Here is a 13,477-nt window from a genome sequence, read left to right as displayed (position 1 = left end):
TGAATCATAAAGTGGTAATTTTAAATACCTTGCAAATATAACCTTATTTGGCAGATTCTTCTACTTGTTTGGTTACTAAATAAACGCCTAAAAAAATTAATGAAGTAGCACTAATTTTAGTAAAGTTTAAAGAATCGCTACCCACAATTAATGCATAAACTGTGGCAATTACAGGTTGTAAATAAATAAAAACACTTACTGTAGTGGGTTTTAATTTAGACAAACCATAAAGGTTGAATAAATAGGTAATGCAAGTTGTAAAAATGACCACAAAACCAATATTCCAATAAATATTTGTGGGTATTTTTTGCCAAGTAATTTCTGAAAATTCAGCAAAACCAAAAGGAATTACAAAAACCAACCCAAAAAAATAAAACCATTTTACAAAGACAATTGGGTGGTATTTTTTGATGAGGTTTTTAGCTAATACTAAATACAAACCATAAGAAGCTGCATTTACAAAAACTAAAAAATTACCCAGATTATTGTTGGTGTTTGCTACTGTTGTTTTGCTGCCAAAAGTAATTAGCAAAATAGCACCAATTAACCCAATAAAAATACCTAATACTCTTAATTTACCAATCGCTTTTTTTATCAAAATACTCGAAAAAATTAGGACCATTATGGGCGATGTTACCATCATTACAGAAGCACTAATAGGAGAGGTGTAACTCAATCCTTTAAAAAAAGCCAACATATTTAAAGCCACACCAAAAACTGAAGCAATGGCTATTTTTTTAAAATCTTGCGACTCTATTTTTTTACTTTTAATAAACAAGCCAATAAACCAAAATATAACTGTAGCTCCTAAAACTCTTATTAGTATAAATCCAAAGGGCTTTACATACATGGGCATTACAGCTTTTGCAATGGTATAATTAATACCATAAATTAGAGTACCTATAGAAACAGCTATTAAAGCAAGGGTTCTTTGATTCATTATAAGATTACTAAAAAATTAATCTACAAAGTTGATGATTATTTTAAGATTGGCATAAAAAAAAGAGTTTCAAAATACATTGAAACTCTTTTTTAGGTTGGTTAATTAATTTTTAGTTAGTCTACTAAAGGTGGTATTCTTAATACTTGACCAGGATATATTTTATCTGGGTGTGATAACATAGGTTTATTTGCTTCAAAAATGACTGGGTATTTCATAGCATTGCCATAATAGTTTTTGGAAATTTTACCTAAAGTATCTCCACTAACAACTGTATGTAATTGTGCCATTTCTTTTTCTTCGATAATTTCTATTTCTTTAACGGTCATTTTATCGTCAACAGACGCAACTCCATTGGTATTCCCTACAGCTAAAACAACTTTTTCTTTGGTAGCTAAATCTACAGCTTCTCCCCAAAGAGTTACAGCATCGTCTGCTACTTCTATACCTAAATCTTTTACCTCTAAACCTAAGTTTGTAATAGCCTCTCTAAGTTGGCTAGATTTTTCCGCATTTTCTTCGTCTGTTGTTTTTCCGATACCAAAAACTTTGGCACCTGCGTTTTTAATAAAAGAAAAAATTCCCAATTTTTATTTTTTTTGATGTTACATTAGGCAATATACAAATTTTCGGCAATTTCTGTACATTTGTTTAATCTAATAAAGAAGGCATGCACATTCATCATATTTCAGAAAACAACTCTATATTAACTAGATTTTTAGCTCAAATTAGAGATGTAAATATTCAAAAAGATAGTTTACGTTTTAGAAGAAATATAGAAAGAATAGGAGAAATATTAGGTTATGAACTAAGCAAAAACCTAAGCTATAATACTGTGAATGTAACCACTCCTTTAGGAAAAAAGAAAATGGAGTTACCTAACAATGAACTTGTTTTATGTTCTATTTTAAGAGCAGGTTTGCCTTTACACCAAGGTTTATTAAATTATTTTGATGATGCTGAAAATGCATTTATTTCTGCGTATAGAAATCACCCAAAGAATAATACAGATTTCGAAATTGTGGTAGAGTATTTTGCAGCACCTTATTTAGACAATAAAACTCTTTTATTGGCAGACCCAATGTTGGCAACTGGGCAAAGTTTAGTGGCGGTTTACGAGGCTATCAAAAAACATGGTAACCCAAAAGAATTGCATATTGTAGCAGTTATAGCTTCTAAAGAAGGGGTAAGTTTTATAAAGAAAAAATTTCCAAAAAATACGCATTTATGGGTGGCTGCCATAGACGATACTTTGAATGATAAAGGTTATATAATTCCTGGTTTAGGAGATGCTGGAGATTTGGCTTTTGGTTCTAAATTATAAGAAAATAACCGCTGCAAAAGCACTTGTTAAAAGTATTAGAAACAGGCTGTTTTTATAAATATTTTTTTGTAATAATTCTATACCATTCGCAATAATTACTGCAGATGGAAATAAAAAAAACAAAAACTCAGCTCCATTTTTTTCTGGTATGTACAAGCAATAAATAAGTGCAATTACAAAGTTTATCACTAATAATAACCAACTTTTTTTAAAAGAATTATTTACTGCAAGTGCTTTTGGTGATTTTAAAAAAATAGCAATCACAGTTAATAGCAACACAAAAATGGTTAATCCATAAAAACCATTTTCTGCAAATAAATTCACCTCTTTAAAGCTATCAAAATAAAAAAGATTGGTAAATAAATACGTTTTATCATACCAAAAACAATAGGTAAAGTAAATTATTAAAGGCGTAATAAAACCTATAATAGGAGCAATTAAATAGTTTATAATTACTTTTTGATATAGTAAAATTGCAGCATATAAAACCAATGCAAAAGCTGCTGTTAAGGGTTCTAAAATAAATAAAATACTTAGCCAAAAACCACTGTCAAATAATTTTTGAAGAATTTTTTTAGGAGACCTTAAGCTGTACACTTTTCTTAAAAACAGTGTGTAAACTAAAAAAAGTAGTAATGTTTTAAAACTTAAAAACGCTTCTAAAAAATAACAAACAAGTATAATAAAAGTAAAAAAAGCGTAAGAATTATCGAAAGTTAGACCGTTTTTAGTGACAATAAAATTAAAAAAGAAAAATATTACAAAAAATAAAGCTAAAAAACCAGCCACTTTTAGCAATACAAAAGGGGTGAAATTAGCCATAAAAAAAAGGGAAAAACAAGTAATTAAAAATAGGCAAATAAAAACACTCGTCAATACTATAAAATTGATGGGTTTAGATTTGCTTAAAAAATTGGCTAGCATTGTTTCTTTTGTTATTTTTGTAGCGTAAAGATAATTAAGTTATGATAGCAAGCAATATTTTTAGATGGATTGGAAGTTTATTTACTGAAGTTTTATTTCTTCCTTTTGAGTGGCTACGCACAAATATAGCAAACGCAGATTTAGGCTGGTGGATTTCTAACGCAGTAAATTGGGGTTTTTTATTAGTGCTATTAGTTTTATTTGCCTACTGGATGAAAGAATCTAGAAGATTTGTAAAAGAAGGAACAGAAGACAGAGCTTAATTTTACACTTTGGGAAGTAAAAACAAATTAAAGCGTTTTAAAGAAAACGAAACGTTTCAAAATGTCATTCAGCCAACAAGAGAAGAAGTTGTAACCAACTTTTCTTATAAAGGCAAATGGCATTCTTTTTTTAAAAACAAGAATCCTATTATTGTAGAGTTGGGTTGTGGTAAGGGCGAGTATACAATTGCTTTGGCCAGAAAAAACCCGAATATAAATTACATTGGTATAGATATTAAAGGGGCGCGTTTTTGGCGAGGAGCAAAAACAGCATTAGAAGAAAATTTACCCAATGTTGCTTTTGTAAGAACACAAGTAGAATTGGTAGATTTTATTTTTGCAGAAAACGAGGTTTCAGAAATCTGGATAACTTTTCCAGATCCGCAAATAAAATACAAGCGCACCAAACATAGAATGACCAATAGTAGTTTTTTAAAAAAATATCACACAATTTTAAACAAAGAAGGTGTTGTTAATTTAAAAACAGATAGCGAGTTTATGCATGGTTATACTTTAGGTTTGTTGCATGGTGAAGGTCATGAAATTTTAAACGCAAACCATAATGTGTATAAAAATGGTGGTTCGCCTAAAGAGGTTACAGAAACACAAACTTTTTACGAAAACCAATACTTAGCTGTAGACAAGCCAATTACTTACATAAAGTTTAGGTTGCAATATTCTTAAAAGTCGCACTTTATCTTTCTTAATTTTACCTAAAATTTTCTATCTTCACTCTGTGGATAAAAACGATAATTTTTTTGAAAGAGTTTATAACGTAGTGCGTTTAATACCTTTTGGTAAGGTTACTAGTTATGGTGCAATTGCCAAATATTTAGGAGCTGCACGTTCTGCAAGAATGGTAGGTTGGGCAATGAACAAAGCACACAATTTAGAAGATGTACCTGCGCACAGAGTTGTAAATAGAAAAGGCTTGCTTACTGGCAAACATCATTTTGATGGTACCAATTTAATGCAACAATTATTAGAAAATGAAGGTGTTGTTGTAATAGACAATCAAATACAAAACTTAGACAGCGTTTTTTGGAATCCTATGGATGAACTTTCTTAATTTTAGCGTTTTTATGCAAACAACTTCTATAAAAATAACAACAGAAAAGCTAAACTTACAAGGATGTTACAACTTTGTAAAAGACAATTCGTGTGGTGGCATTGCTACATTTGTTGGTGTTGTTAGAAATGATACCAATGGAAAACAAGTAACAAAATTAGATTTTTCTACTTATAAACCCATGGCTATAAAGGAAATGCAAAAAATTGCAGATTTGGCTTTGAAAAAATTCGGTATTAAAAAAATTGCCATTCATCATGCAGAAGGTCTTTTACAAATAGGAGAAGTACCTGTAATAATTACAGTATCTTCTAAACATAGAAAAGCAGCTTTTTTGGCTTGTGAGTTTGCCATAGATACTTTAAAAGAAACAGTACCCATTTGGAAAAAAGAATATTTTTCTGATGGTGATGTTTGGGTAAATGCACATCCTTAATTCTGGTTGGCAGTTTTTTAATCTTAAGTAGGCAGTCAAAATGTTTAATTTTTTTACATTCTAAACTTATTTCAGAAATCTATTATTCATTTTTGCTAACTGCTAACTATTACTGTTTTCCTACTCTGCAACCACAAATAAAATTGCAGCCCAAATAAAATAGCGCCAGACAATAAATGTATGGCTTGTGTGCCTAGAGGGAATTCTGCATAATACATTAAAATACCTGTAATGGTTTCTATAAAAATTAAGGCAACAATCCAATTTACCAGATTGTAACCTAATTTTTTTGTTTGATTGATGTAGAACAGTCCAAAGTTTACCAACACAATGGCAATGGTAAAAGATCTATGAAAGTAGAATTTAAAACTAGGATTCATTAAACTATAGTTTTTATTCTCAAAACCAAATAACTTTACTTGTTCGTCTATAAATTGTCTTACTTGTGTACCCATTGCAATTTGTACTAACGAGAAAACTACAGAGATGATAAGTAGTTTATTAAAAACCTTATGATAAGGGAATTTCTTTTTTTCATCACTAATAATAAACTGTAACCCTAATAAAAGGGCAATAATAATTAAGCCAACAACCATATGTATGGTAATAGTAGTTGGGTTTAAATTGCTGTCTACAACTGTTTTGCCCAACCAAGCTTCAAACAACATTAAAAAGAACGCTGCAAAAGCTAAAAAAGGAATTCTTTTATCCTGTTTTCTTAATTTAATAGCACCGTAAACCAAAAACAGAAATACAAAACCGGCTAAAACAGAAACTAATCTGTTGATGTATTCCGTCCAAGTATGATACTTATTAAATACATTATAATCGTGTTTTGTGTAGGCTTGCCAATTATCTATATTAAAGCTAGTAGTTGTTTTTATGGTTTTGTCGGCAACATATAAAGTTTCGTCTTTAATAATAATAAAACCTTCTTCGTAAGTTGTGTTGGGTTTCCAGGTTATTTGGTCTTCAGAAGTTGGAGGTATTAAATATCCAAAGCATTTTGGCCAATCAGGACATCCCATTCCAGAACCTGTCATTCTAACAATAGCACCTGCTAAAAAAATTAAATACACAGAAATTATAGCCGCTTTTACAATTTTAGGAAACCTATTTTTCATCTTAAAATCTTTTTACAAAGATACTTTAAAAACAAATTCTTTAAAACCATTTAGAGCATCTTATAATTATGTATAAAAATTCTAAATAATATTTTTTATCAAACTTAAAATCAATTTTTTTTGAAAAAAAACCATTCAAAAAAAACACTTTTAAGAATTTGAGCTATAGCAAGTAATAGCCGGTTTTTTAGGTTTTAATTATTTAAAAAACAGCTACTTGCAAATGTGTTAATTTTTTACGAATAATGTAAAATTTAGATTTTTGTTAAAAACTTCAAGGGATTTGTGAATAAGTATGACTTTCTTTTAAAAGCAAAAATTACAATCTTTGTTAGGCAGTAAAATTAACATTAACTTAATATTAAATCATCGTGGAAATAACGCACATTATCAAAAGAGATTATCAAACAACACCCTTTGAGTTAGAAAAAATAACAAATGCCATAGAAAAAGCGATGCAAACTGTAAATAACGGTACTAGAAGAGATGCAGTAGCTATTTCTAATATTGTTAATGGTGCTTTGTTAGAAAGAAAATTAAACGAACCTTTATACATACCCACTGTAGAACAAGTACAAGATATTGTAGAGGTAAAGTTAATGGATAGCCCTTTTAGAGATGTTGCCAAAGCGTATATTTTATATAGAGATGAGCAAGCAAGAAGCAGAAAAACAAATATTTTTGAAAAACGCGTAAACTTAAAACCTTACGAGTATCCAAATTTATATGAATATGTAGATGCCATAAGACACTCTTACTGGATCCACACAGAGTTTAATTTTACTAGCGATATACAAGACTTTAAAGCACACCTTTCTGAAACAGAAAGACATGCCATAAAAAATACCATGTTAGCCATTTCTCAAATAGAAGTAGCTGTAAAATCTTTTTGGGGAGACATTTACAAAAAAATGCCAAAACCAGAAATAGGTTCTGTTGGCTCTACATTTGCAGAAAGCGAAGTACGTCATCATGATGCATACTCTCATTTATTAGAAATTTTAGGATTAAATAACGAGTTTAAAAACTTAAAAAAGAATCCTGTAATGATGCGTCGTGTAAATTATTTAGAATTGGCATTACAAAATTCTAAAAGTGAAGACGATAAACAATTCTCTGAATCTGTATTATTATTCTCTCTTTTTATAGAGCATGTTTCTCTATTTTCTCAGTTTTTAATAATCATGGCATTTAATAAATTTAAAAATGCCTTAAAAGGAATATCTAATGTAGTAGAAGCAACTTCTAAAGAAGAACAAATACATGGAGATTTTGGTATTGATATCATTAAAATTATAAAAGATGAAAATCCAGAATGGTTTGATGAAGATTACACTTTAATGATACAAGAAATGTGTAATGAAGCATTTTACGCAGAAAGTAAAATTATAGACTGGATTTTCGAAAAAGGAGAATTAGATTTCTTACCTAAAAATGTAATTAACGAATTTATTAAAAACAGATTCAACAAATCTTTAGAAAGTATTGGTGTACCAAAAATATTTGATATTGATGAAGCCTTACTTTCAGAAACAGAATGGTTTGATGATGAAATTATTGGAACCAAACACGGAGACTTCTTTGTAAAAAGATCTATAAACTACAGTAAAAGAACAAAAAGTATAACTAGCGACGATTTATTTTAAACCATGAACTTAGACACTAAACAAACCCAGCAAACAAAAACTGACCACGAAAAATTAATTGAAGCAAGAAACTCTTCTCGAAAAGAAATTCTTGGTAAGATACAAACACCAGAATATACTTGGTTAACAGAAAATAGTCGTAAATTTTTAGAATCAGGTTATTTAACAGAAGATGCTACTCCAGAAAGTAGAATTAGAGAAATAGCAGAAAATGCTGAAAAGATTTTAAAAAAACCTGGTTTTGCAGACAAGTTCGAAAACTATATGGCAGAAGGTTTTTATTCTTTAGCCTCACCAGTATGGTCTAACTTTGGTAAAAGAAGAGGTTTGCCAATTAGCTGTTTTGGTAGTCATGTTGCAGATGATATGGGAGATATTTTATTCTCGCAATCAGAAGTGGGTATGATGTCTAAATTAGGTGGTGGTACTTCTGGTTACTTTGGTAAACTACGTCCAAGAGGTTCAGAAGTTAAAAATAATGGTTCGTCTTCTGGTTCTGTGCATATTATGCAATTGTTCGAAAAAATGGTAGATGTCGTTAGTCAAGGTTCTGTTAGAAGAGGTCGTTTTTCTCCTTATTTACCAATAGATCATCCAGATATTAAAGAGTTTTTAGAAATCGGTACAGAAGGGAATCCAATACAAGAGTTAACACATGGTGTAACTGTGGGCAACCAATGGATGCAAGAAATGATTGATGGTGATGTAGAAAAAAGAAGCATTTGGGCAAAAGTATTACAGTGTAGAGGAGAAATTGGATATCCTTATATTTTATTTAGAGACAACGCAAATAATGGTACTGTAGATGTTTATAAAGACAAAAATTTAGAAATTTACGCAAGTAACTTGTGTACAGAAATTATGTTGCCTTCTAATGATGATTGGTCTTTTGTTTGCTGTTTATCTTCTATCAACTTATTACATTATGATAAGTGGAAAGACACAGATGCTGTAGAAACTTTAACCTATTTTTTAGATGCTGTAATGGAAGAATTCATTACAAAATTAGAAGTGTATAAAGATTCAGAAAATAGAGACGATCAGTTTACCTTCCGTTTTATGGAAAAAGCGTACAACTTTGCGAAAGACAATAGAGCATTAGGTTTAGGTGCTTTAGGATGGCACTCATTATTACAATCTAAAATGTTGCCTTTTGATAGCCAAGAGGCGTACAACTTAAACAATGAAATCTTTAAAGTAATTAAAGAAAAATCATATGCAGCTTCTGAAGCAATGGCAAAAGAATATGGAGAGCCAGCTATTTTAAAAGGATATGGAAGACGTAACACTACGTTAAATGCAATTGCACCAACAACATCATCTGCATTTATTTTAGGGCAAGTATCTCAAGGAATTGAGCCAATTTGGTCTAACATTTATGTAAAAGATATTGCAAAAATTAAAACAACAATTAAGAATCCTATTTTAGAAAGTGTTTTAGAAGAAAAAGGACAAAATAGCACAGATGTATGGAGAAGTATTAGAGATAATGATGGTTCTGTACAACATTTAGAGTTCTTATCAGAATATGAAAAAGACGTTTTTAAAACGTATTCTGAAATAGACCAAAACGTAATTGTATATCAAGCTGCAAACCGTCAAAATCATATCGATCAAGGACAATCTATCAATATTATGGTACATCCAGATATGCCAATTAAAGACGTAAACAAAGTATATGTGAATGCTTGGCAATTAGGTGTAAAATCGATGTATTACCAACACAGTATGAATGCTGCACAGAAATTTAAGCAAAAGAAAGAATGTGCTTCTTGTGAAGGATAATCATAATGTCATTCTGAGCTTGTCGAAGAATATAATTTAAAAGTTCGTAAAAAAAGAGAAGTAGCAATACTTCTCTTTTTTTATGGATTATAAGGTAAAAGCCAAATCAATTTAATAGATTTACAAACCAATAAGTAAAAAATAACGTAAGTATAGTATGAACTGGGTACAACTCCTTTCTTTAAAGCGTTTTGGCGATACACAAAAACGACCAAGAATAGCACAAGATGAAACACGTTTGGGCTTTGATGTAGATTTTGATAGAATCATATTTTCGTCAGCATTTAGAAGTCTGCAAGACAAAACACAGGTAATTCCATTATCTGAAACTGATTTTGTACACACGCGTTTAACACACAGTTTAGAAGTATCAGTTGTTGGTAGAACTTTGGGTAGACGAGTAGGTAAAGTATTGTTAGAACGTCATCCAAATTTAAAAGAACTAGGGTATACTTTTAATGATTTTGGCGCTATTGTAGCAGCCGCATCTGTAATGCACGATATCGGGAATCCACCTTTTGGACATTCAGGAGAAAAAGCGATTGGAGAGTATTTTAAAACAGGAAAAGGCGTAAAATATAAAAACCAACTAACAGATAAAGAGTATCAAGATTTAATCGATTTTGAAGGAAATGCCAATGGTTTTAAAATTCTTACAGAATCTAGAGAAGGTATTTCTGGTGGTTTAAGATTGAGTTACGCTACTTTAGGTGCGTTTTTAAAGTATCCTAAAGAAAGTTTGCCAAAAAAACCGACCCATCATATTGTAGATAAAAAATACGGTGTTTTTCAGTCAGAAACAGCTGTTTTTTTAGATGTGGTACAAGAATTAGGAATGCAACTAAAGTCTACCGAAAACATTTCTTTTTATAGACATCCCTTAGCATATTTAGTTGAGGCTGCAGATGATATTTGTTACACCATTATCGATTTTGAAGATGGTATCAATTTAGGTTTAATAGAAGAAGAGTTTGCTTTAGAATATATGATTAAGCTGGTAAAAGATACTATTGATATTAAAAAATATCATTCTTTAAAGCACAAAACAGACAGAATCAGTTATTTAAGAGCCTTAGCTATTGGAGTTTTAATTAACGAAGCAGTAGATATTTTTTTAGACAACGAAACTGCAATTTTAGAGGGTAGTTTTAAAAACTCTTTATTAGATAAATGTAAGTACGAAGCACAAATAAACGACATACTTAAACTAAGTGTTCAAAAAATATATAAAAGCACAGAAGTAATAGAAAAAGAAGTAGCTGGCTACAGAATTATTGCAGATTTATTACACGTTTTTGTAACTGCATTAAACAACAAATATGATGGTAATGCTTCTAATTTTGATAGTTTGGTATTGAATTTGTTGCCAGAAGAATATAAATCAGAAACCAATAATTTATACAATAGGATTATGCAAGTTTGCAGCTATGTCTCTAGAATGTCAGATAGTTACGCAATTAGAATGCATAAAAAATTAACAGGTAATATTATTTAGAATTAGTAATAATCACTAAATTTGATAACTTTTTTAAAAAAATATAATACATGAAAAAAAAAATATCTCTATCTATTTTGGCAATAGTTGCCTTGATAGCAGTACTTTTAACAAGTAATTCTGAAACAGAAGCAGACAAAAGGCAAAAAGAGTATGCAGCATATATAGAAAATCATCCTTATTCTAAAAGAAAGCCTCTCTCAAAAAAAGAGTTAAAAGCAATCGCAAAAAAAGACCGTCCAGATTTAGCATTTGAGCAAGATTTTTTAAGAACTATGGATCCAAAAACGAAATCAATACCAAGAGGACGTTTTTTAAAAACCTTAGAATATACTAAAAACTTTAAGAGAACTCTAAGAAGAAGTAAATCTGAAGCGACATTTAACTGGATTTCTAGAGGGCCAAATAATGTAGGTGGAAGAACAAGAGCCATTATGTTTGATCCAAACGATGCTACAGATAAAAAATTATTTGCTGGTGGTGTTGGTGGCGGTATTTGGATTTTACCAGACGTAACATCTGATAATTCTCAATGGTTTCAGGTAGCAGAAGACATGTCTAACTTTGCTGTAACTGCTATAGATTATGATCCAAACAATACAACTACAATGTATGTAGGTACGGGTGAAGGTTTTGGAAATATTGATGCCATAAATGGAGGTGGTATATGGAAAAGTACAGATGGAGGAGATACTTGGGCTAACTTACCAAATACACAAATTTACGAGCATGTTTTCGATATAGAAGTAAGAGCAGAGGGTTCTGGTCCCGGAGTCGTTTATGCAGCTGTAAGAGATTTAGATGGTTCTACAGGTACTGATTTAATTAGATCTAATGATGGCGGTGCTACTTGGACTATTGTTAGTGATGAGCCAGCAAGAGATATTGAAATTGCGTCTGATAATAGAATTTGGTTTGGTACTGCAGAGGGTACTGTGTTTTCTTCTGTAAACGGAATAGATTTTGTAAATAACTATACGTCAAGTGTTGATAATCCTAGAAGAGTTACAATAACAACTCCAGCTTCAAACTCATCTGTTGTATATGCTTTAATTGCAAATGGAAATACAGCAGGAGAAGTTGTAAAAACAACAGACAGAGGTTTAACTTGGACAGCTACTACAACATTGCCAAATGATTCTAGAGACAATTCTGTACCTTCAGAAGATTTTACTAGGGGACAGGCTTGGTACGACTTAACAATAATAGTAAACCCAACAAATATTAATGAGGTATATGTAGGAGGTATTAACTTATTTAAATCTACAGATGCTGGTGATGACTGGACTAAGATTAGTAGTTGGACAGACTCAAGAGATGCTTTAGTAAGTTACGCTCATGCAGATCAACACAATATGATTTTTAGACCAAATCATTCAGATCAATTATTAGTGGCCAATGATGGTGGTATTCAGTTTATTCCAGATTTATCTAAAGTTCCATCAACTACTCTTTCTTTAGACCCTTACAATGAAGGTATAGATGTTAGAAACAATAACTATAACGTTACACAATATTATTCAGCAGCTATTGACCCTGTGAATCCTAATGGACTTTTAGGTGGTACACAAGATAATGGTACCCAGTTTTTAACTACCTCTCCTGGTATTGGGAGTAGTGTAGAAGTTTGGGGAGGTGATGGTGGATTCTGTTTTATAGATCAAACAGCTACAAATGCCACAATGGGTGTTTATCAAATTGTATCCTTTACAAATAATAATTTTTATTTACTAGATTATACAAGTGGTACCGGACAGTGGATTCCTTTAATAACAACAGGAAATGGAAGTTTTATTAATGCCGCAGATTATGATGACGAAAATAATATTCTATATTCCTATAACGACAATAATGAAATAACATTAGCTAAATTAAACCCAGATTTAGAAGATCAAGGAGATAATATTTCAGGTTTTGCAGGGGAATCAGAAACGCTTACCATTACAGAATTATTAAACTCTACTGTTACAAATATTAAAGTTTCTCCTTATAATAAAGAAAACAGAGCTGTTTATTTTTGTACAGCAGGTGGTAGAATTGTTAAAAGAACAGCAGATGGTAATGTGCAAGCTTATACAAACTTTGGTGTTTTTGAAGGTTCTATATCTTCTTTACAAATTGGAGCTACAGAAGATGAATTATTACTAACATACTCAAATTATGGTGTAACTAGTGTTTGGTATTCTATAAATGGAGGTTTTAGTTGGATAAATAAAGAAGGAAATTTACCAGATATGCCAGTTAGATGGTCTTTATTTAATCCTTTAGATAGAAAACAAGTTCTTTTAGCAACAGAAGCTGGTGTTTGGAAAACAGACGATATTACAGCAGATTCTGTTGTTTGGGAACCTGCATCTGAAGGTATGGGTAATGTAAGAGTAGATATGTTACAATATAGAGCTTCAGATAATTTAGTGTTAGCAGCTACACATGGTAGAGGTGTTTTTACAACTAACTTTACATCTGGTACT

Annotated in this window: 13 protein-coding genes; 9 read left to right on the top strand and 4 right to left on the bottom strand. The window is 30.8% G+C overall.

What is annotated here, in order from left to right:
* Positions 1 to 43 precede the first annotated feature (43 nt).
* Both ACTG3S_RS10720 and lysM read right to left on the bottom strand, forming a co-directional pair.
* Complete coding sequence (locus ACTG3S_RS10720) at positions 44 to 940, bottom strand: DMT family transporter (protein ID WP_439129350.1); 897 nt, start codon at positions 938 to 940, stop codon at positions 44 to 46.
* A 116-nt stretch (positions 941 to 1,056) separates the two neighbouring features.
* Positions 1,057 to 1,527 carry a peptidoglycan-binding protein LysM gene (gene lysM, locus ACTG3S_RS10715; RefSeq protein ID WP_439129349.1) on the bottom strand — a complete coding sequence of 157 codons (471 nt, stop codon included), beginning with the start codon at positions 1,525 to 1,527 and terminating at the stop codon, positions 1,057 to 1,059.
* Positions 1,528 to 1,610: 83 nt separating this feature from the next.
* Between lysM and upp the strand changes: the two genes are divergently transcribed.
* Entirely contained in the window at positions 1,611 to 2,264 is a 654-nt protein-coding gene (upp, locus tag ACTG3S_RS10710; RefSeq protein WP_439129348.1) for a uracil phosphoribosyltransferase, read from the top strand.
* Here the strand turns inward: upp and ACTG3S_RS10705 are convergent.
* On the bottom strand, positions 2,259 to 3,188 hold the full coding sequence (locus ACTG3S_RS10705; protein WP_439129347.1) for a DUF6427 family protein: 930 nt from the start codon (positions 3,186 to 3,188) through the stop codon (positions 2,259 to 2,261). The two genes, upp and ACTG3S_RS10705, sit on opposite strands and share 6 nt — an antisense overlap.
* Before the next feature lie 41 nt (positions 3,189 to 3,229).
* Between ACTG3S_RS10705 and ACTG3S_RS10700 the strand changes: the two genes are divergently transcribed.
* Genes ACTG3S_RS10700 through ACTG3S_RS10685 form a run of 4 tightly spaced genes read left to right on the top strand, consistent with a single transcriptional unit; the run spans position 3,230 to position 4,956 of the window.
* Complete coding sequence (locus tag ACTG3S_RS10700) at positions 3,230 to 3,451, top strand: DUF6341 family protein (protein WP_439129346.1); 222 nt, start codon at positions 3,230 to 3,232, stop codon at positions 3,449 to 3,451.
* A gap of 9 nt (positions 3,452 to 3,460) precedes the next feature.
* Positions 3,461 to 4,135, top strand: a complete 675-nt coding sequence (gene trmB / locus ACTG3S_RS10695) for a tRNA (guanosine(46)-N7)-methyltransferase TrmB (RefSeq protein WP_439129345.1) — start codon at positions 3,461 to 3,463, stop codon at positions 4,133 to 4,135.
* 52 nt (positions 4,136 to 4,187) lie between these two features.
* Complete coding sequence (locus ACTG3S_RS10690; protein ID WP_439129344.1) at positions 4,188 to 4,520, top strand: MGMT family protein; 333 nt, start codon at positions 4,188 to 4,190, stop codon at positions 4,518 to 4,520.
* A gap of 13 nt (positions 4,521 to 4,533) precedes the next feature.
* Positions 4,534 to 4,956: a molybdenum cofactor biosynthesis protein MoaE gene (locus tag ACTG3S_RS10685; RefSeq protein ID WP_439129351.1), complete on the top strand. Its 423-nt coding sequence runs from the start codon at positions 4,534 to 4,536 to the stop codon at positions 4,954 to 4,956.
* A 95-nt stretch (positions 4,957 to 5,051) separates the two neighbouring features.
* Here ACTG3S_RS10685 and ACTG3S_RS10680 read toward each other — a convergent pair whose 3' ends face one another.
* Positions 5,052 to 6,080: a COX15/CtaA family protein gene (locus ACTG3S_RS10680; protein ID WP_439129343.1), complete on the bottom strand. Its 1,029-nt coding sequence runs from the start codon at positions 6,078 to 6,080 to the stop codon at positions 5,052 to 5,054.
* A 371-nt stretch (positions 6,081 to 6,451) separates the two neighbouring features.
* Here ACTG3S_RS10680 and ACTG3S_RS10675 point away from each other — a divergent pair, with 371 nt between their 5' ends.
* From ACTG3S_RS10675 to ACTG3S_RS10660, 4 genes are all read left to right on the top strand, one after another.
* Entirely contained in the window at positions 6,452 to 7,726 is a 1,275-nt protein-coding gene (locus tag ACTG3S_RS10675; RefSeq protein ID WP_439129342.1) for a ribonucleotide-diphosphate reductase subunit beta, read from the top strand.
* A gap of 3 nt (positions 7,727 to 7,729) precedes the next feature.
* Positions 7,730 to 9,511, top strand: a complete 1,782-nt coding sequence (locus ACTG3S_RS10670) for a ribonucleoside-diphosphate reductase subunit alpha (protein WP_439129341.1) — start codon at positions 7,730 to 7,732, stop codon at positions 9,509 to 9,511.
* A 157-nt stretch (positions 9,512 to 9,668) separates the two neighbouring features.
* Positions 9,669 to 11,006 (top strand): deoxyguanosinetriphosphate triphosphohydrolase, encoded by a 1,338-nt coding sequence (locus ACTG3S_RS10665; RefSeq protein WP_439129340.1) that lies wholly within the window; start codon positions 9,669 to 9,671, stop codon positions 11,004 to 11,006.
* 50 nt (positions 11,007 to 11,056) lie between these two features.
* The coding region (locus tag ACTG3S_RS10660; protein ID WP_439129339.1) for a hypothetical protein at positions 11,057 to 13,477 on the top strand (2,421 nt) is incomplete at its 3' end.

Source organism: Polaribacter sp. (assembly GCF_965656025.1).
Classification (GTDB): Bacteria; Bacteroidota; Bacteroidia; order Flavobacteriales; family Flavobacteriaceae; genus Polaribacter.
The sequence above is the reverse complement of the archived record's forward strand: the minus strand, read 5'-3'. Positions and strand labels throughout refer to the sequence as shown.